The 20,921-nt window shown below is 61.8% G+C and carries 14 protein-coding genes; 3 read left to right on the forward strand and 11 right to left on the reverse strand.

Annotated elements, in window-relative coordinates; all coding sequences use genetic code 11:
- The first annotated feature begins 4 nt into the window (after nt 1-4).
- Entirely contained in the window at nt 5-1,171 is a 1,167-nt protein-coding gene (locus tag BE0216_RS03640; protein ID WP_094636880.1) for a glycosyltransferase, read from the forward strand.
- A gap of 239 nt (nt 1,172-1,410) precedes the next feature.
- Here BE0216_RS03640 and BE0216_RS03645 read toward each other — a convergent pair whose 3' ends face one another.
- Nucleotides 1,411-2,436: a threonine aldolase family protein gene (locus BE0216_RS03645; RefSeq protein WP_094636879.1), complete on the reverse strand. Its 1,026-nt coding sequence runs from the start codon at nt 2,434-2,436 to the stop codon at nt 1,411-1,413.
- 731 nt (nt 2,437-3,167) lie between these two features.
- On the opposite strand from BE0216_RS03645, the gene BE0216_RS03650 reads away from it, so the two are divergent.
- Nucleotides 3,168-4,592 (forward strand): tyrosine-type recombinase/integrase, encoded by a 1,425-nt coding sequence (locus BE0216_RS03650; protein WP_094636878.1) that lies wholly within the window; start codon nt 3,168-3,170, stop codon nt 4,590-4,592.
- A 95-nt stretch (nt 4,593-4,687) separates the two neighbouring features.
- Here the strand turns inward: BE0216_RS03650 and BE0216_RS03655 are convergent, their stop codons facing one another.
- From BE0216_RS03655 to BE0216_RS03680, 6 genes are all read right to left on the reverse strand, one after another.
- Entirely contained in the window at nt 4,688-4,963 is a 276-nt protein-coding gene (locus BE0216_RS03655; protein WP_094636877.1) for a holin, read from the reverse strand.
- 53 nt (nt 4,964-5,016) lie between these two features.
- Nucleotides 5,017-5,724, reverse strand: a complete 708-nt coding sequence (locus tag BE0216_RS03660; RefSeq protein WP_094636876.1) for an SH3 domain-containing protein — start codon at nt 5,722-5,724, stop codon at nt 5,017-5,019.
- A 297-nt stretch (nt 5,725-6,021) separates the two neighbouring features.
- Nucleotides 6,022-7,194 carry a hypothetical protein gene (locus BE0216_RS03665; RefSeq protein WP_193042829.1) on the reverse strand — a complete coding sequence of 391 codons (1,173 nt, stop codon included), beginning with the start codon at nt 7,192-7,194 and terminating at the stop codon, nt 6,022-6,024.
- A 43-nt stretch (nt 7,195-7,237) separates the two neighbouring features.
- Nucleotides 7,238-8,908, reverse strand: a complete 1,671-nt coding sequence (locus BE0216_RS03670) for a hypothetical protein (RefSeq protein WP_094636873.1) — start codon at nt 8,906-8,908, stop codon at nt 7,238-7,240.
- Nucleotides 8,908-10,161 (reverse strand): hypothetical protein, encoded by a 1,254-nt coding sequence (locus BE0216_RS03675; RefSeq protein ID WP_094636872.1) that lies wholly within the window; start codon nt 10,159-10,161, stop codon nt 8,908-8,910. Before BE0216_RS03675 ends, BE0216_RS03670 begins: the two co-directional genes overlap by 1 nt.
- Before the next feature lie 2 nt (nt 10,162-10,163).
- Nucleotides 10,164-10,607, reverse strand: coding sequence for a PRTRC system protein E (locus BE0216_RS03680; protein ID WP_094636871.1), 444 nt, complete (start codon nt 10,605-10,607; stop codon nt 10,164-10,166).
- 83 nt (nt 10,608-10,690) lie between these two features.
- Between BE0216_RS03680 and BE0216_RS03685 the strand changes: the two genes are divergently transcribed.
- Nucleotides 10,691-11,026: a hypothetical protein gene (locus tag BE0216_RS03685; RefSeq protein WP_094636870.1), complete on the forward strand. Its 336-nt coding sequence runs from the start codon at nt 10,691-10,693 to the stop codon at nt 11,024-11,026.
- A gap of 2 nt (nt 11,027-11,028) precedes the next feature.
- On the opposite strand, the gene BE0216_RS03690 is transcribed toward BE0216_RS03685, so the two are convergent.
- From BE0216_RS03690 to BE0216_RS03705, 4 genes are all read right to left on the reverse strand, one after another.
- Nucleotides 11,029-11,538 (reverse strand): RICIN domain-containing protein, encoded by a 510-nt coding sequence (locus tag BE0216_RS03690; protein WP_094636869.1) that lies wholly within the window; start codon nt 11,536-11,538, stop codon nt 11,029-11,031.
- 26 nt (nt 11,539-11,564) lie between these two features.
- On the reverse strand, nt 11,565-12,671 hold the full coding sequence (locus BE0216_RS03695) for a hypothetical protein (protein ID WP_094636868.1): 1,107 nt from the start codon (nt 12,669-12,671) through the stop codon (nt 11,565-11,567).
- The gene (locus BE0216_RS03700) at nt 12,671-15,502 is read right to left on the reverse strand and encodes a fibronectin type III domain-containing protein (protein ID WP_094636867.1); all 2,832 of its coding nucleotides are present in this window, start codon (nt 15,500-15,502) and stop codon (nt 12,671-12,673) included. The genes BE0216_RS03695 and BE0216_RS03700 overlap by 1 nt, the downstream gene beginning before the upstream one ends.
- Before the next feature lie 74 nt (nt 15,503-15,576).
- Nucleotides 15,577-20,916, reverse strand: coding sequence for a hypothetical protein (locus BE0216_RS03705; RefSeq protein WP_094636866.1), 5,340 nt, complete (start codon nt 20,914-20,916; stop codon nt 15,577-15,579).
- Nucleotides 20,917-20,921 lie beyond the last annotated feature (5 nt).

A 20,921-nucleotide genomic window follows, 5' to 3' on the forward strand; every position in this document is an offset into this window, starting at 1 on the left:
AGCAATGCTTAAGAACGCGTCGGAACATGTCGAGCAGCCGCTGACCATCGCCTTGGTGGTCGATTCGATCGGCAACCAGGGCAACGGCACTTCGAACTCGGCCCTGCAATGGGCTTCGGAGCTGGAACGGCAAGGCCATCATGTGCGGCTGGTCGGAGTCGGAGCACCGGAATATCCGGCCCGCGTGAACAAAGTGCCGTTGGTCTCCTGGGTGGCGGCCAAACAGCAAATGCAGTTCGCCGAGCCGAGCGATACCCTGTTCCGCACCGCGTTCGCCGGCGCGGACGTCGTCCATATATACATGCCGTTCAAATTCGGCCGCCGCGCCGCCAAAATCGCGCGTGACATGGGCATCCCCGTCACTGCCGGATTCCATCTGCAACCCGAGAACGTGCTGTATTCGGCCGGGCCGCTGCGCCACATCCCCGGCATGCAGAACCTGCTCTACCGCCTGTTCCACCTGTGGCTGTACCGGCGCGTCGACCATATCCACACCCCCACGGAGATGACCGCGAGCCTGCTGCGTTCCCACGGATACCGCGGCACGCTGCATGTGATCTCCAACGGGTATTCGCCACGCTTCGAGGCGCGCGAGCCGCTCAGCGCACAGGAGGCCGTGCGCATGCCCCTGCGCATCGTCGCCTCGGGACGGTTGGCCCATGAGAAGGACCAGATCACCCTGATCAAAGCCGTGTCCATGAGCCGCTACGCCAGCGACATCCAGCTCATCATCGCCGGCACCGGGCCGTTGCGGCGTTACCTGCAATTCCGCGCCGACCTGATGCTGGCCCGCAAGGCGCAGATTGGCTTCCATAGGAACTCCGACATGCCTGCACTGCTGCGGTCGTGCAACCTATTCGTGCACTGCTCCATCGCCGACATCGAATCGGTGAGCGTGATCGAGGCCATGGCCTGCGGCCTGGTGCCGGTGATTGCCGCCTCCGAGCTCAGCGCGGCCAGCCAGTTCGCGTTGCTGGACGAATCGTTGTTCCCCGTGCGCAACGCGGCCCTGCTGGCCCGGCGTATCGACTGGTGGTTCGATCACCCCGAGGAGCTGGCGGCATGGGGTGCCCGGTACGCCGAACACACCGAATCGCATTATTCGGTGGAGTCCTCCGTGCGCCGCTTCGTGGCCATGGAGCGCGAGGCGATCGCCGACGCCGCCAAATAACGGAACGGCAATGCCCGGCAACCGACGTCCGGCAGGCTGCGATACGTCGCGACGAGCCAATGAGACCCATGCACCGCACGTGAATCGCGCGATTGCGGGTCTGATCGGCCATTCACCGCCCGACATGCGTAGACAGCGCGAGTGTACCGCACATTCACCACCCAGCATGCACAGACGACGGGACGCAGGATCAGCGGACATCGTGGACCGTTCACCACCCAGCATGCGTGGACGACGGACTAGAGCAGCGCGATCAGCTGGTCGACCTGTTCTTCGGTCGTGGCCCAACTGGTGCAGATACGCATCACCGTATGCGTGTCGTCGGCCTTCTCCATGAACCCAAGCCGCACGTCGCGCTCCAAACGCTCGATGGTCGGCCGGTCGAGGGTGACGAAAATCTGGTTCGTCGGCGCGTCGAAGGTGAGCGTGTAGCCCTTCTCACGCAGCGCGGCGCGGATGCGGTCCGCCGCGACGTTGGCGTTGCGGGCGATGCGAAAGTACAAATCGTCGGTGAACAGCGTGTCGAACTGCAATCCCAACAGCCAGCCCTTGGCCAGCAGTGCGCCATGCTGCTTGATCAGGGTGAGGAAATGCTTGGGCGTATTGCCGCGCGTGAACACCACGGCCTCGCCGAACATCGCGCCCACCTTGGTGCCGCCGATGTAGAACACGTCGGCGATGGCGGCCAGATCGGGCAGGGTGATGTCGCAGCCGGTGGAGGTCAGGCCGTACCCCAGACGCGCGCCGTCCACGAACAGCGGCATATCGTATTTGTGGGCCACGGCGGCGAGCGCCTCCAGCTCGGCTTTGGTGTACATCGTGCCGTATTCGGTGGGCAGGGAGATATAGACGCAGCCGGGGAAGACCATATGCTCATGGTTGGCGTCCGCATAGAACGTGGCGCAGTAGTCGTCGAGCTCGCGCGCGTCCATCAGACCGTTGTGGTGCGGCAGGGTGAGCACCTTGTGCCCGGCGTATTCGATCGCGCCGGCCTCATGCACGTTCGGATGGCCGGATTCGACCGCCACCACACCGGCCCAGGCCGGGGTGATCGCGTCGATGACGACTTGATTGGCCTGTGTGCCGCCGGCCAGGAACCATACGTCCGCGTCAGGGCTGCCGCACGCCGCTTTGATCTTCTCTTGGGCGGATACGCAGATCTCGTCCGAACCGTATCCCGGATACAGGTTCTCCGAGGTGCGTTCCAACGCCTCAAGAATGGCGGGATGCGCCGCGCGCGAATAGTCGTTCTCAAAAGCCAGCATCGAAGGGCTCCTCCCAATCCATACGTCCGTATTTTTCGCCCGGATTTCGCGCTCTCGCCCCGAAATCGCACTCCCCCAACTCTACCCCGCCACCAGCGCGGATAGTTCGTTCGACGCTTTCGCGTAATCCAAACTGGCCGCCGGCGGATAACTGCGTTAGTGGTAGTGTCTGAAGAGGTTTGCGGAGGTCGATCTGCGTTAGCGGTAGTGCCTTTTCGAACCAGCGGCGTGTATAAACCGCAGAATACCGGGCTTGCTAGATGAGGCAGGAACGATAAGGCACTACCGCTAACGCAGATCGACCTCCGCAACCCCACAAATCCACTACCGGTAACGCAGATAGGGGTTGGACTAAGTGACCAATGTGGGTCGGGTTAAGTGACAAAATGTGGGTCTTAAATCCGATGTAGGACGTTGCCGCGCAACGCGTGTCGCATCGTTTATCAAACGTTTATCAAATCGAAAACGGAAAAACCCCTCTTGGAATATCGTCCAAGAGGGGCTTAATCGTTGGAAACACTGGGTTTCCTAGTGGGGTGGATAACGCGGCTCGAACGCGCGACCTTCTGAACCACAATTATCTGCTACACTGTTTTTCACACTTCGAAAACTCAGCATTTAAGCGAAAGAAACGTTGAAATTCCAACGCTTTTCCTATACTTGGAAAGTACATACCCAATACTTACTGGGTATGTATTTGTCAATCATTTGTCAATCGAAGGCGGCGTGGAATGTCGAAGAGAAGCGTCAACGGCGCATACAAACCCTTCAAGACGGAAAGCGGCGTCTGGCTAGGGGCCGTCGAGAACGGAAGATACCCGAACGGGCGCAAACGCTACAAGTACGCGCGCGGCAACAGCAAACAGGAATGCCGCACGAACATGGTCGCACTCAGGGAATCCCTCAAGAAGGGACTGCCCGTCAACAGTTCAGACACACCAAGGTTCGGCGAATACGCCGACCGATGGCTGGAACACAAGTTCAACGAGGTGCGACGCAAGACCTACGAAAGCTACATGACGGTGAACGCACGCCACCTCACGCCCCTGCGCCCGTACCCGCTGAACGAAATCACGCCCGGCATGGTGCAGAGCCTCATCGACAACGCGAAGTCGTACACGCAACGCGGAACGGAGAACGGTCCTGCGGGCGTATCGCTGAAGGAGAAGATTCTTACCGTCGTGAAACAGGTCTACGAAATGGCCGTAAGGGACGGTCTCGTGAACCATTCGCCGGTCGTGGCGATCACGATAGGCAAGACGAAAGACATGCAGTACGAACTCGAACGACAAGCCGAAGCCCAGTCGTTCAGCGCGGCCGAACTGATGATGATGCTCCAAATCGCCGACAGGATGCCGGTGGAACAAGGGGCGATATGGTGGTGGCGTCTGCTCACAGGCATGAGGCAGATGGAGATACTGGGAGCGCAATGGTCGCACCTGCGCACCTACACCGACACGATGGACGTTCTCGAACAGCACGAGGTCGAAAAGACCGTCGATTTCACCGACGAAAACGGCATCGTCAGACAGGGTACCATCACGACGACGGAGACCATACCGGTGAAGCGAAAGATGACGGTCGGTGAATACACGGTCGAATGGCAGCTCAACGAGGCGGCGAGAGTTCACGGCTGCGGTGAGCCGGACGTGGACGGCGTATATCCATGCGGATACAAGAAGGCCGCGTTCTGCGACTTGAAGCAATGGAGGCTGCCGGACAACTATTCCTTCGTTGAATTGCAGGGGCGGTGGATCCTCGCGCGACCGAAGTCGAAGACCGGCAAGAAGGTGCCGATCATCCCCATGCTCGCGGCGAAGATGCGACAGTACGAGAAAGCGACCCGTGATTGGCCCAATCCTCACGGGCTGATATTTAGACGGCCGGATGGAACGCCTCTCGGCCCGAAAGAGGACAGCGCAGGCTTCGACAGGCTGATGGAGATGAGCGGAATCGACCCCGAGCTCCACAGAGGGCACGGCACACGTCATGCGATGGTGACGCTGCTCGCCCAATGCGGCGTCGATTTCCAGCTCATCAAGGAAATCGTCGGCCATTCGTCAGACGCGATGGTCGCCCACTACCGTCATGCGGGATCGGGCGAACGACTCCGTGCGATGGAGCGAGTCGGAGAACGGTTGAATCTTACCTCCTAGATGCCATACAAACGACGAAAAGCCCCTCCCCAAGCATCATGCTCAGGGAGGGGCTTCATCGTTCAGAGGTTTATGTCGTTCAGACGGTCAGGCGTTCACGCGGTCAGGGGGCTCTTGCCGTCGTCCGCCTCGGGCACGCCGGCGACGCTTGTCAGCACGCTCAATACGGCGGCGAGGGCGGCGGCTCCGGCCACCATGCCCCACTGCACGTCTCCGATGGCGACGACCGTGGTGCCGATGGTCGCGACCGCGGTCTGCGCGGCGGTCTTGACCGCGCGCACGAACGCGGCCTTGCCCCATGAGACGATCCTCTCCGCCTCGCTTCCGGTGATGACGTCCTCGATGTCGAGATTTCCGTCGTTCTCAGCCATAATCTGTTCCTTTCAATCAACGTGGTTCGTCAGCGTTCCGAATGGATGGGTGGTTACTTGTTGAGGGCGAGATACCATTCGCCCGACTGCGTGCCGATGGCGATATAACGGGTCTTGCCTGAACCGCCCTTGTAGCGGCCCCACAGGTAGCCGTCCGCGTACACGCCCCAGCCTTCGAGGTTGACCGTCTGGCCCTTCTTGTATTGGGCCACGGTCGCACCCTTCACGGTCGGCTGGTCGCGCACGTTCAGCACGTCCACCACGCACCGGTAGTTTCCGGCGACGACCACCGGATTACTGGACGCGCTATTGCCGTTGGATGCGGTGGTGCCTCCGCCCACGTCCTTCTTCGGACGGAAATACCCGAGCAGGCCGCTCTTCGTCAACAGCGCCTTCTTCGTAGCGCCCGGATTCTGCGTCAAACAGTAGAGACTGTTGCCCCTGTCCTCCAACACGATCGCGACGTGCGAATCGGGATAGGCGGCACTATTGTCCGCCCAGAACGCCACATCACCCTTACGGGCCGACTCACCCGCCCCCAGCTTGGAGAACGCCGCCTGCAGCTGGGGCTGACGGCCGTATGTCGAATAGTAGACGCTATCGGCCAGACCACTGCCGACCATCGTGTTCGTGGCCGACTGCGGCACGCCGCACACATCCTGCGCATAACGAGACCACAAATCCCAACACTGGCCTCCATAGGCTCCGTCCACGTCCACGACGCGACCGTTATACGTGTTTACGAACTGATCCACATTCATTGTTGTTGCTCCTTAAATACTCAGGTGGATAATGTGAACACCGTCCACGTGATAAGACACGCGGCGGCATAGGACCCCGTAAGGGTGAGAAGAAGAACCAGAAGCGCGCACAACAAGCGCTCCCACAAGCGGTCACGGCGGGCATCCTCCACCGGGTCATCCCGCGGCGGCGGACGTTTACGCCGACCATTCCAATGCCTCGGCATAATGCCTCCTTAAATGGGTTAGCCCACCGGTTTGCGCCGGCGGGCTGTGAATACAAGACCGGTCCCGCCCGTGATCGGGCGGGACCGTGGGTTAGAGGATGGTTTGCGTGAGGCTCACGTCATCGACGCGCACCACATTGTCCGTGATGATGCGCAGGAGCATAACGTCCGCCTCCTGCGCGGGGATGTCCACCATGCTCTCGTGCCAGTTGAGCCCATCGCCGGACGTGAAGAGTATCCGCGTGAGATGCTGCACGTCCGGCCCGACCTCGACCGCGAGTGTTCGTTCGGAGTTGTAGTGCGCCGACCACAGGGTAAGACGCAAGGGCACACCCGTCGGCACCTTGACCGTCTGGTCGAAGGACGCCGCACGCCCACCCTGCGAGGAACGAAGCATCCAATCGCCCGAATGCGGGGCGATCCAGTCCGCGTCTGCAGCGCCGACCACGTTCGAATCGTTGCCGGCAGTTTGCGTCCAACCGGTCAGGTCGCCGGACTCGAATCCGCCGTTAACGAGAAGCTCCCCCGATTCTGGGTTTGGCCCGTCGGCGAGCTTGACCAGCACGGGCCGGATGGTGACTTCCCCACCGTCGGAGGAAAGGCCCCTGCGGACCACGGCGTTGTACGTGTTCGCGGGCAGCCACGACCGGGAGTTATACCTGCCGTACTCGCACGCATACTTCGTGTTGTCCGTGACGCCGACCGTGGTGTCGGAATAATCACCATCGACCGTGGTCGCCTCCATGGAATACCAGCCGGCCTCCAACGCAAAAAACGTTCCGACGCCGTTGTATTGGTTCGAGCCCGTGTTGGTGCCGCCGACCATGCACGTGCCGTCATGGTTGTTGACGAACGTCACGCCGTCGACGGTTCTGTCGGGAAGCTCGTCGACGGGGAAGAGGTTATGGTCGTCGAACTCAACGCCCCCCCCCCAGAGCGAGGCGGGAATGAGAACGGGCTCGTAGCGCCCTTCCGGCCACGTGCCGAGCGGAGGGCAGACGAACCGCGCGCGCATGCGGGTGTCCTGGGCGAGCGTGATCTTCTGCGCGTTGACGCTGAAATACGCTATGACGGCGTTCGTGTCGGCGTTGCGGAACTCGCACGTCGGATTACGGCCCAGTCCGTCGATGTCGCGGAAGTAGTGCACGTAATCCCCCGCCGGCAGCGTGATTATCTCGCTTTCGGCGACTATTATCCACCAGTCGCCGTTGGTGCTGGTCCCGCCCGACGAGAAGGTGCCGTCGCCGTTGTCGGTGAACGTCACTCCATTGACGGTGGCACTATCCGTGTGGGGGAAGAGATTGAGGCTAACCGCCTGCCCCCCCCCCCGCGACGACCTCGCCCGGCTCCCACGTCGTTACCACTGTGCCAATCTCAAGCTGTGGATGGAGAACCACATCGACACTTGCTGGAGCGCTGCCGCTGCGAATCCGAAACTCAATGGACGAGAAGTCATCCGGCATCGTGAATCGCGTCGATCTGCTCTCGTATGAGAAACTCGTATCCACAGCGGCTGCGCCGCTTGTGGTCTTCACGACGATGCTGCCCAGCAATGCGCCTGCCGGAGCGTCATAGACTCCACCGGAGAGCGTATAGGTCGCGCCCGGTTGAAAGAGAGCGTTGTCAAGGAACCATCTCACACCGCCCCACGAACCGACAGCGGTTCCCGTGATATGGACCCCGCCATCGTCCAACACCGTGCATGTCAGACCGTTTTCCGTGGCGTCTCCGTATCGGAGGAGGTTTGTGCGTAAATCAATAGCCCCCCCCCCGTTCGTTTCCGAAATCGGGCGGATGTATTCCGCGGGCGCGGTGTCGCCGGACACGAGATACGGCTTCACCGGCTGGCCGAAATTCCAGAACTGCACCTCGGCCGTGGCGTCGGCGACATCCTCGGCGATGGTGATGGTGCGGCTCGCGCCGCCGTTGACTATCTCCGTGCCCATGCCCGTGCCGGACAATACCACCGTGCCGCTCGGGGCGAGATTGCCCATCGTGTACGTGCCGGCCGGCAGGCTCACCTGATTCGACCATACGGCCTTGTCGCCCGCAGCCAATCCGGTGGCGGTCAGACCGTCAGCCGCCACGGCCACGCTCTTATCACCGTCAGCGACAGGGCCGACGCTCAGGAGATTGACCGCAGCGATGACTCCTTGGTCCAAATCCGTCACGTCCGGACGCTGCCAAGCGGTCGCAACGTCCCCGGCTTCGAGCTGGAGCTTGTAGGCCACTCCACCTTGGTCCGTATTGTTGTTAATCATTCGCAGATTCAGCGAAATGGTTCCGATCACGTCGGGCAAGGTGAAAGTGTCGCGTTCCTTAGCCTCCTCGCCGGAAAGCAAGTCCGTCCGGCCGACAGTAACCCCGTCCACATAAATCCACGTCTGAATATTCCTATACCCGTCAACCTTCGGATTCTGAGAAAGCGTATACGTTCCTCCGGGAACGAACTTGCTTTTATCGAGATCCCATTTGACGGTCTGCCATGTCTTGGTGGTGGTGCCGGTCAGCGTGACCGCGCCCTCACCGTCCACGCCGACCGTCACACCATCGGTCTCGGCGACAGGACCGTACTGCAGCAGGTTGCGGGACAGGGGTTTCGGCAGGACGGCGGTACCGTAGGCTCGCGCCTTCGCGCCCGCCGTGGTGCAATCCACCACCGACACAATCTGACCCTCAGCGCCGCTGACCTCACCGCTCTCGGGCCAGTCGGTCCAACCGTCCGCTTTACGGCACACCGTGTCATACTCCACGATCGGTTCGGAACCGGCGTCGGTGATGAGATAGCGGCGATGGCATTTCGCCATGACCGACTGTTCGACCATCAACGATTGACCGTCCACGCGGGCCATGACCCGTATGAACAAGGCGGGGAAACGGTACGGCCACACCATCAGCCCGTTGTACAAAGCGTTGACCTGCACGCCGTTCATCAGGGGCGGCGATTCGATCAGCTTGCCATTGAGATACGCGGGCATCACGCCTCCTTCGCATCGGTTCCGTCAGCCTCGTCGGCCGGGGTAGTGTCCTTCGTTTCGGTTTCGGCGGGTTCGGCGGCGGTCGCGTCGGAGTCCGGGTTCACGTCGGCATCGGCGTTCATGTCGGTGGTTTCCTCACTGTCCGTGCCGGTGGTCTTATCGGCCTCCGTGTCCGGTGCCACGCTGGTATCCGTGTCGGCGTTCGCGTCGCCATCCGCGTCGCCTTCCGTTTCGGTGCCTGTTTCGGTGTTCGTTTCGGTATCCACGCCGGTGTCCGTTCCGGTATTCGAGCCGGTTTCCGTTTCGGGCTGGGATTCGCCATCGTCAGGCACCGTCACATCCCCGGCGTCACCCGTCTCACCGGTCTCACCGGCGTCTCCGGTCTCGCCACCGTCCCCGGTCTCACCGGTCTCGGGAAGCACCGTCGGCACACTCGCCGCCGCCGCGTCAATCGCAGCAGCCGCGGTCGAAGCCTTCGACTCCACATCCGAAACGGACTCACTGATACGATTCGCCGCCTCAGTGGCCGCGGTCTCCACCGAAGCCGCCTGCGTGCCCATCCCATCAACCAACTCGTCGGCACGCTTCGTAGCGGTCTGCGCATACGACACCGCCGCCGCGCTCAAACGCCCGACCTCATCGGTCTTCGCCGCGACCGCCGCAGCATCCTGCGTCGTCTTCTGAACGATGCTCGCGGACTGATTCGCGACAGTCTGCGACTCATTCGCGGCCGACTTCGCCGCCACGGCAGCATCCTCAGCCTCACTCCGAGCACGCAAAGCGAACGCCACCGTCTCGTTCAACATGGTCGCCGTGCCATCCTCACCGAAGAACACCAACACGTTCGGAAACTGCGCGCTCAACGCCGCCGCCTCCACCGAATCCGCCGCATACCGCACCTTCAGAATGTCGGAATTATCCACCAACGCGGACGGAACAAGAGTCTTCGGATCCACATCCACGAGATCCACATACTCCAACAGCGCCTCCGACTCCGGCACCTCCACATACCGGTCGTAAGCCTGCGGCGTGTCCGCCAACTCCGTCACACGCCACACGAACCCATTGTTCGACGTGGGCAGCAAATCCACCGTCGCCTGACCATCCGCCAACGCGATGTCGAAACCCTGGGCGACGACCACGTTCTTCGCCGCGTCGTAATGGCGACGCACCGGCGAGAAACGCAGCCTACCCACCGCCGCCTCCGTACCGCCATCAACAGGCACGCGGATGCTGACATGAATGTTCGTCATGACTAATCCTCCTTAATAACGGGAATGGAATCTTTACCGCGGATGTCCTTATGGACGGCCGCTATCGTCTCCGGCGCTACATCGGCGCGCAGCTCGTCAGGCAGAGCCGGTTTCGGATGACGCGCCAGAAAATCCGGATTCACCAGCTCGCAGAAATCCTGCAGCCAGTGGAACAAGCGCCGCGTATAGGCGACGCTTTTGAAATACCGCTCCTGCACGGTCTCCAAATGCGTGATCTGCGACTCCTGATAGTCCAATTGGTCACGCAACGGTTGCACGACATCCTTCGTGAGGATGTCCGTAGCCATGCGCGCCACATCGGCCGCGTCCTTCCTGCGACTGGACCACGCGCCTATCAGTCCGCCGACGCCGCCGCCGCTGACCAATGCGACGATGACGCTGGTCCAGAACTCGTTGGACGAAAACAATTGCTGGAAAGGCGGCATCTGCCCCTCGCTTTCAAAGAAAAGTAAAGAAAAACCCGCCTATTGGCGGGAACATAACGGGCGTTATCGGTAGTGACTGGACGATGCCGCGGCAGACCACACTCACCGGCTATCCAACCTCCGGAGGGTTCGCCCGGTTCGACCTCCGACGCATGGGCGACCTCGTATGCTGCTACTCCACGATGAACAACATCACCGGCGACGGATTCAATTCCTTGAACCTGACCGTTCCCGTTGGATGGAGGCCCCCGCACGGCGAATTGCCGCCTGTTCTGATGCGCACCGACAGAACGGCGAACGAGGTCGTACTGAACGTGGACACCAACAACGGCTACAAAATCACCTACTACAGCGGCATATCCACCGTGAACACCTACCACACGGGCTTCGGCCTATGGAAGACGCACGACTACCTGTGATTTCACGCGGTGCGTATCCATGCGTGGTACGTGTGGTCGCCGACCCTGAGACACCATTGCTGCGCGGCGGTGTTGTTGAACTCGTACAACTGTATGTTCTGCCCGCTTGATAACACAGCGCTTTCGATGTCGATCGCATAGCCGGGGTCGTACGCGCTCACGATGTTGACGTACGCTATGGCCCACGTGCCGTGATAGCCGACGGATTCCGGCGTGACGCCATCCTGGAGCCATATCAGTTGCCCTATGTTCGCGAGTGAGCCGATAACGCCCGTTACGACGGAGATACGCCGGCTCGTCTCGACCACCACACGCGACCCCACACGCACACCCAAACACGCGGTCGTCATCGGAATATCCTCCAACGAACCACCCTGCACGCTCACCGTGCAACGCGCGTTCGACACGGCCGTGACCGTGCCCAACGACACGACCGGCACCTCCACGTTCTCATCGTCCAATTCCTCCGCCAGCAACCGGCCAGCACGGGCGACATCCATATCCGAAACCATGAAACCTCCCTACGAAATCCCTTGTCCTATGAGGGACGCTGATACATACGCGCCTCGGTCTGCGTGGGAATGCCCGCATCCAATTCGATATGCTGCGAACGAACCGCATACTTGCCCGACACGCCACCCGTGGGATACTCGACCTCCACCGCGTCGCTGATCGTGCAAGGCGCGTAAGCGTGCGTGAACGTCACACGATGGATGACCGACTGGCTCGTGCGCAACAACTCACGCGCCTTCGACTCCGCCAACGCCTTCCCCTGCGCGTCCGTCTTGACCGACTCCGGAATGCTCGAATACTCGACCGTCGTGCCCTTCCTACGACCCAACGACACCGTGCTCCACCGGCTCTTCGGATCGGAATCCACGACGATGCCCACATACTCACGGTCCGTGTCGTAATAGATGACCTTCACGACGTTCTTCACACCGGAAGTGTCCAACTCGTCGGTCATCTCCGCCAGAAACGTCGCGTTCTCACCCTCCACGAAACTCCACGCGGGCTGACGGTCCGAAGGCTCCGCATACGGGGCGAACACGACCTGCCCATACGGATTCGTGCGAGCGTTCCAAAACCCCGCCAAATCCAACAAATCGTTCACCGCGTCCAACTTGCTCGACCCCCGGCCGGGATCCTTGTCCGACCGCAAACCGAACGTCCAATTCTCCTTCAACACATACGAGCCGGGATCATAGGCGGCGACCTGCAAACCAGCCTCACGGCATATGCGGGCCGCGCAGTCCACCGCCTTCAACCCCTTGCCCATCGTGATGGGATTCTCGAACATGTCATCCGCGAGATCCTGCAACAGCCCGGACAGTTCGATCTGCGACTGGCTCTCCGAACCGTTCACCGCACGCGACGGAATCGACGGCTCGAACGTGCCCAACGGCACCGACTCGACACTGCCGTCATGCCATTCGCAGTCGGCCCACACGCGCAGCCAATCCGTACCCAAATCCAACGAACCCTCGTACACGATCGACCCGGACTCCGTGACGCTCGTGTCCTGATTGCGTTCGATGCTGCCGCCCGTGAGCACACGGTCCAACACGGCAGTCTCTTCATACGAGCCACGCTTCACGCGCATCACCCGATACGCCACCTCATACGGTTTCGACCAATCAGCCATTACCTCACCGGTTCCTCCCATGCGAGCTGCGTCAAATCGACCGCATACTCGATATCCTTATATTCCGTGGTGTCCACGGCCCATTCCTGATCGACCTTCGCATACCAGCGCAACCCGCTCGGCTCCCGATACCATGCGTACGTGTAGGCGTCCGCCGTCGCCACAAGCCGCGAATACAACGCCGAATCCCATTCGAACAATCCGCGCACCGTCGCCGTCGATTGCAGTTGGCGCATCGAATAGCTGACCGGCAGCGTGTTGTCGCCGCGCGCGAAATGCATCTCGCTGGACGCATGCACGCGATTGTGACGCGCGCTCATATTGAATCCGAGCGTCACGGCCACGCTCGCGTCACGGCCGAAGTTCAAAATCCCGTAATGGGCTTCGACACGCGCCTCTTGCGTGATGTCGCTCACCGCTCCCGACTCCGCCTGGGCGACGATGCGATACGAATAGTCCGTGTTCAACGGCGGCAGACGGTCGATCGTCGATTGTCCGTCAGACAGGTTCCCGTCGAGCAGCAGTTCGGAAGCGTCCGGCATGACCCGATACACGAGGATGCGCCGCGTCGGCGGCACGTCCGCGCCGGAACCGAACAGGACCGTCAGATGCGCCGCGTAAGCGTCGTCATACGTGACCGACACGCGCGGTTCGGGCGGAGCCACGAACAGTACGGGCGCGTCGGAACTCACCGTGCTCGACAGCGTGCTGCCGCCACGCACCGTCAGTCTGAACGTCAGCAGGTCCCCATCCAACGGAAGGAACATGCCCGACGTGACCGTGAGGCTCCGCGCCCCGGCGTCCACGCGCGTGGAGAACACCACATTGCCGGAACGCACGATCTCCAACGACTGTTCCGAAACGCCCGTATCGTCGAGCACGCTCCACGCGACCGTGAACGGACTCTCCTGTATCTCCGTCAACGGGCCGGTGATGACCACGTTCGGAGGGTCGGCGACCGTGACCGTGGTCAGCGTGGACCATTCGCCCCAGTCGGCGTGCACGCCCTTCGTGCGGACACGGAACGAATACTTGCCTATCACCGAGGCCGTGACCGTCGTGGACGTGGCCGTGCCGTTGAGGTCGATGGTCGTGGTCGTGCCGTCCGGATTCGTCAGCTCGCCCTGCGCGGCCGACTGGCCCGACCCGTCGGGATGGTTCGGCGTCCACGCGACGCGCACGGTCGAACCCGTCGGCCATGCGCTGCCGTTGGCCGGCGCGGTGATGGTCGGCGCGAGCGGAGGCGTCGCCGTCATCACCTGATTCGACGTGGTGTACGCCGAATAGAGGACGCCCTTAGACGAGTCGTCGCCGTAGATGGGGCGTGTGGCGCGGGCGCGGTACGTGACCTGACCGGCCGGAGCGTTCGTGTCGGTCCAATGCACGGTGCCCGAAGACCACGAGCCGGTATGCACGAGCGTCCACGAGCCGCCCGCCGCGAGGCGTTCGATCTGGAAGCCGTTCGCGTAGCTGCCGGAACAGTTCACGCCGACCTGCACGCTCGTGTTCGACGCCTTCACCGCCGTGACCGTCGGAGCCTTCGGCGTGGTGTAGATGACATCATGGCCGACGTGCGTGCTGTCGCCGGCCGCGTTACGCGCGTAGACCGCGCACTGCCAGCGCGTGTTCGCCTGCAGATTCGTGAACCGGTAGTTGATGGTCGTACCGGACAGGTAGACGGGCGTGCCGCCCTGATCGGCCCACTGGCCCCAGTCCGCACCGCCCGACGAACGCCGCTCCGCGAGGATGATCTGACTCCACGGCTTCGACGCGCCCGCGTTCGCCGCACTCTGCCACGACACGCTGATCGCGCTGTCCGACTCGCGCGTGAACGTCACGTTCTTCGGCGGGTCCGGCGTAAGCGTCGTCGTGATGCTGCCCGTCGCCGCGTCCGAGGAATGGACGCTGCCGCCCGACCAGCCTATCCACGTGTACTTGATGGCATACTGGCGGGCCATGTACCGCACCGTGCCGCCTGGAGCCGAATTGTCGGTCCATTCCACGTCGGGCGCGGACAATCCTCCGGCGACGAGCGTCCAGCCGCCGCCGTTCGCGCTGCGGTAGATGTCGGTCGTGTTCGTCCACCGTGTGGTGCCCTTCACGCTGACCTTCACGCTCGTGTCGCCGGTCTTCGTCGCGCTGATCGTGGGCGCGGCGGGCGTCATCTGCACCCAGCCGAGATTCACATGATCCGACTCGCCCGCCCTGTTTTTGGAGTACACGGCCAGATAGTAGCGGTGGTTCGCGGAGAGTCCCGTGAAGCTATGGCTCGTCGCGGACCCCGACAACGTGGTCAGATGACCCCAACCGTTCTGGCTGCCGGCCCCGTCGCACGTCTGGATATCGACCATGACGTTCGCCCACGGTTTGAACGCGCCCGCGTTAGCCGCCGACTGCCACGACATGTTGATCTGCGTGTCGCCCGAAGTCGCCACCGACACGTTCTTCGGCGCGTCGGGCTTGCGGCAGGTCTTCGCGCCGGTGAACACCTGACAGCTCGCCGAGCTCGTACCGGCCTGATAGCCGGTCGTGGTCATCGACGCGCTCACCGAAACATTCCTGTCCGTATCGGCCTTCGCGACCACGAAATCATAACGGCGGATAGTGGCCTCGCCGTTCGTGCTCGTCGAAGCGGTGCCGCTCCACGAATCCTTCTGCCCGTTGCAGTTCAGACTCACCGAACAGTTCATGCCGGAGTGGTACCAGTTATTCACCGACTGGAAGCGCGTCTCGACTCGAATCGTATCCGTCGTGTCCGTATACGCGATGACCCACGCCGCCAAATGCAAACGCCACGCACCATATTGAATCGCACCATAACCGTCGGCCATACGAGCCTCCTCACGACAATCGGAAAAGAAAGAGAAAAACGAACGGGGAGAACACACGTCCTCCCCGTCCCACGTCAGCGCATACGACGCTGACGCCCCACATACGCGACGAGCCGATCGACCAACTCCATCGCCTGAGCGTCGGAACCGACGCCCACACCGTTCACCGTCACGCTGTAATTCGATGTCGAAGCGCGCTCCATACCCGGAACCTCGACCTTCACCACCGGATTCACCGTCACGTTCACCATGCCCTCGACCGCCTTAACACGCCCGCCATCGGCATACGCGAAGGAATTACGCCGATACGAGAGCGCGGTCGCGCTCGGCCTCGAACCATCCGGAACATCCCCGTACCGGTTCACATAGTCGAACCAGCCGCGGCCGTACTTCGCATCCAGCTTCTTCAAACTGGCCGCGCGAAGCACCGCCTCACCGTTCGACAGCATCGCGGGAATCGAATCCGACGTGGACGTGCCAGCACCGTAGATACGACCGCCCGTAGCGGCCTGCACGGTGCCCGACGAACGGGTGACGATATCCACGTAGCGGGTCGCGAGGATGCTTCCGTTCGTGTTCGCGATGTTGCGGAACACGTTCCACACATTCGAATCATCGCCCAGCACGCGGCCCCAAGGCTGTGAGATCGTGCGCTTGTCATACCAAGCGGTATCCTGGAACGCCTTCCTCGCACTGTTGTTCTCACCCTTGACGCGACCCCACGGTTCGGAGATCGTGCGCCCGTCATACGCGGCGGTATCACGGAACGCCTGACGCGCCCCGTTGTTCTCGCCCAGCACGCGGCCCCAAGGCTGTGAGATCGTGCGCTTGTCATACCAAACGGTATCCTGAATCGCCCGGTCGGCGGACGACCATTCACCCTGAACGCGCGCCCAAGGTTCCGAAACGGTCACGCCATCATAGGCGGCGGACGCTTGGATGGCCGTGTTGGCACCGTCCCATTCGCCCTGCACGCGAGTCCAAGGCTCGGCAATGGTCTTCCCGTCGTAGGCGCGCACCTCATCCATACTGTCGAACGCGGGCTGGTTGTCCGCTTCGATGATGAAGCTCACGCCATTCGCAAGAGGAACCTTGTTTTTCTCAATGGTGTCCATCTTTTCGCTGGCGTTGTCGACCGCGTCCAATATCCACTGAATCTGCTTGTCAGTCAGATTCAGCTCGGACAGTTCCTCACGGACCTTCTGCATCCGCTCTTCGGCGGTACCACTGCCGTTGAGCAGCCATTCGTAGGTCTTCTGGCTCATGCCGAGTTTCTGGAGATTCTTCTCGACGTTCTCCGTCTTCCACAATGCGTCGCCGTCGGCGTTGAGCAGCAGAGTGACCGCCCTGTCGGACAATCCCTTGTCCTTGAGCGCGATGACCTGTTCGATCTTGCCTGAAGCGAGATCCTCGGCGTCAAGCGTGGTCGTGTACTTTTCGTTCTCGAACTCCAAGCCCAGCTTATCGGCATCGGACTTCTTGATCCGCACCTGATCGCCATCGGCGTCCAACACGGTCACGTAATCCTTGCCGGTGAGCTTCTGCAGCTCGTCGTACACCTGCTCGGTGCTTTCGATGGCCCCCGAGTTGATGCCTTCGAGGACCGTCTGGAACACGGCCGTATTGCCCTCTTCGGGGAATATCGCACGCAGATAGCTCAAATATTGGGTGAGCGTCTGCTTCGATTCCTCAGCCTCGGCCTTGAACAGGGTCGTCACCTCTTCCGGGGTGAGACCGTACACCTTCTGCAACTGTTCGGCGGCTTCTTCCGGCACCTTGAACGCGGTCGCGGTGTCGTACAGCTGTTTCGCGAGTTCCTGCTGCTTCGCGTTCACATCGTCCACCGAAGCGCCCGACGCGACCATGCTTTCCAACAGGTCATGCCCGGATTCGCCAAGGTTCGCGATGGCCTCCTGAGCGTACCGTCCGGCCTCGCTCATCACGTCGAACGAGCCGGTCACGCCGCTGATGGCGTTCGCGGTCTCATCCCACACGTGCTCGCCGTTGGCGACCAGCTCCTGAACGTGCGATATCGCGTCGCCCATATTCGAGTAGGTTTCGCCGTAGTCGCTCATTGCGTTCAGCAGGTTCTTCTGAGCGTCCGCCTGACGTTGGCTCCATTCCGTCGCGATCTGCTGCGCCTTGGAAAGCATCTCCTGACGCTGCGCCGTCGTGCCGAGAATCACACTCAACGCTTCGGCGCTCTCACCCGCATCAATCAGCTCGTCCGCGTACTCCGCGGTATAGCCGTTGGCGACGGCGACCTGCTCCCAATTCTCCCGATACTGCTTCTCGTTCTCAGCCAAAGCGTTCGACAGCTTCTCAGCGGCCTTCGCCTGCTTCGTCATACTCGGGAAAATCACATCGAGAATCGTGTTGCCGTAATACGTTCCGGCCTGAGCCACGTCAGCGAGATGCGCTTGCAGATTCTCGTAGGCGGTGCCGCCTTCCATGACGATGTTCGCGAGGTCCTGCGTGGAATAGCCAAGCTCCTTCGCCGCGGATTCGGCATCATCGAAACCGGTGCGCAGGTCGTTCAACCATGCAAAACCGGTCTCTCCGAAGTCCGTGTTCTCGAAGTTCGCCTGAATGGCCTTGCCCACAGCGCCGATGCCGTCCGCCGCGGCCTGCGCGGAATCGGGTATCTCACGCATCGCCGAAGCCAGTTCCTCGGACGCCTGCTTCGTGGCCGACGCCTTGCGGTTGTAGTCCGCGTACGCGGTGATGGCCATTCCCACACCGGCCGTGATGGCCAGACCCGCGCCACCTCCGAACGCGGACAGCAAAGCGCTGCCAGCGCCCTTAGCGGCCGCGCCCATCTTGCCCATCACGCCGGTCGCGTCCTTAACGCCGTTGGTCACGTTCTGCAGAGACGGGTGAGCCGCCACGAAACCATCCACGGCGTACCGCATGCTCAGAATGGTGTCGGTGGTGTCCACGCCGAGTTCGGCCAACGCCCTACGATATTGGATCGACTGAAGGGTGCTCTCCATCATGCCGGTTTTCAATGCGTCGAACGCATTGATGCCGGCCTTGCCGAACGTGGCGTACAAGCCGATAGCCGCTTGAATGGGTTCGGGCAACGCAGCGAACGCATCCGCCACGGCACCCGCAGCGGTCGCCAACGATTCGATGAGCGGCGCGGACGCGCGCAGCGTGTTCGCGAACGTGCCGCCGAACGTGCTGGACAGTTTGCCGACCATCGTCAACAGTTGGTCGAACATATCGGACGAGTCACCCACAGCGTCGAACACCTGCGTGAAGCCCTCGCGCACGCCGGAACTGAAGTTCCTGACGCCCTGTTCGGAATTGCCCAACACGCGGCTGATGTTCTTCGCCGCGTTGCCGATGATGTCGCCCGAATCGCCGAACACCTGCCTCGTCGCGTCCCGCAGCTCATACGCGGCGTCGCCGATAGCGCCAAACGAGCCGCGCATGTTGTCCTGCGCGTCCTGCGCTCCCTTCGACCACGCCTTCAACGTCTCTTGGAACTTGGCCGACTGCACCGCGTCGTTGGCCTTGTGGATCGCGTCGGCGAAGCCTTCCAAGCCGTTCTCTTCGGCGGCGAGCGTGCCGAACGTGCCGGACAGTATGCCACCCAAGTCCTTGATGCTGGACTTCAGATAGCCGGCCTGTTCGATCACGCCTTCCATGGCCTGCGTGATCGCGCCGGTCTCACGCGCGCGCTCCACCCAGTTCGCGAACTGTTCGGCCAGATCGGACATGTAGGCGGCGGCCCTCGGCAGATACTGCGACGTGGTGTCACCCAAGTCGAGCATCGCCCTCGCCGCGTCACTGATGCCGGGCGACAGTTCGCCCACGGCCTTCTCTGTATTTTGGAAGATTCCTTCCAAGCGACTCAGGCTTGTCTCCTGCGACACGAGGTCAGCTAAACCCGCGGCGGCCTCGCCCTCGGCCTTCGCGACGTTAACCAAGCCGGTACGCAGTTTCCCGTCGATGGTGTCGGCCATCCGGTAGATCGCGTCACGCGACTCGTCCCAGAACGCCGTGCCGACCTCGGATTGCAATCCGTTGAGCTTCGTCTTCGTGATGTCGAACTCGTCGCCCGCGGTCTTGACCGCCGCGTACACGCCGTAGCCGGCCGAAGCCAATCCGCCCAACACGGCGGGAGCGGCCAGCGCGGCCTTGCTCAGGCTCACAAGGCTCGTGCCGACGCCGCCGACGGTGCGGCCCAGGTTGAGCGCACCAGCGCCCAACGTGGTCATGGCCGCGCCGACGAGGCTGAGCTTCGGCACCACGTCGTCGAGTTTGTCGAACGTGTTCACGAGCTTGTCGAACTGGTTCTGCACGCCCTTCAGACCGGTGGCACCGGACGTGATGCCGTTGAGTATCTTGCCCAAGTCCGTACCACGGAAGCGGGCGAAGACATCGATGGTGCGGGGGCGGGTGAAATACGCCAGATGCGCGCGCGCCGTCAGGGTCTCGATATCGAGATCCATCTTCAGCTCGTCGTTCTTCTTCTGGAAGTCCTTGATGCGTTCCTCGGCGCGGCGCATGTCGAGGTCGAGATTCGTCTCGAACACGTAGTCGGGATCGCGCCTGACTATCTCAGCCGTCTCGCGAAGCCGTTTGATAAGGTCTTCCTGATCGAGCTGGATGCTCGCCGGGATGTCCACATGGGTGGCGTTCAACCGGCGGAGCCGACGTTCAAGACGGTCAGCGCCCTCTTCATAGAAGCGCACGCGGGCCGCGGTGCTGTTCACCTCCCTGATGTCGCGCATCGTCCGTTCAAGATGGTTCGCGACGTGCTGGTAGGACGAATCGTCCAACTCCATACGCACCTTCGCGGCGGACACCTTGCCGTCGTTGAAGTCGGCCACGAGCTTGTCGAGACGCTTGCGAATGTCGGTAGCGGCCTGCTGGTCGAGCAGATTGTCCGCGCCCAACGGCTTGAGCCTCAGAATGGCCCGCTGGTAGTCGTCCAACAGTTTGACGCGGCGCTTCGCCTCCGTCTCAAGAAGCCGCGACTGCTCCTTGGCGAGCTTGTTCGACTTGTCGAGCAGCTTGTTGTAGTCCTCGACGCCCTGCTCGTTCTTGTCCCAATACTTCTGCCAGCTGAGCTTGCTGCGCGTCTCGTCCAGCTCCTTCGACACCTTGTCGAGCTGTCTGAGCATGTTCTTCGCGTCCAGCTCGGGCGACACCTTCGCATCGTCCAAGTCCTTGATGATGCGGTCGATCTTCCTGCTGTCGCCCTTGAACTCCACATCCACATCGACATCCTTCGAGTCGATGCGTTTCATCTCCGCGGACACGCGGGTCGTGTCGGGCACGAACCCGACCTCGACCTCGGGATTACGACGATGGAGTTCGCCGTTCAACCGCGCCCAGAACAACGTCGTGTCGGGAACGATATCGACGCCGACCTGACCGGCGCTCAGCAGATTTCCGGCCATGGAAG

The organism is Bifidobacterium eulemuris (genome assembly GCF_014898155.1).
Taxonomy (GTDB): domain Bacteria; phylum Actinomycetota; class Actinomycetes; order Actinomycetales; family Bifidobacteriaceae; genus Bifidobacterium; species Bifidobacterium eulemuris.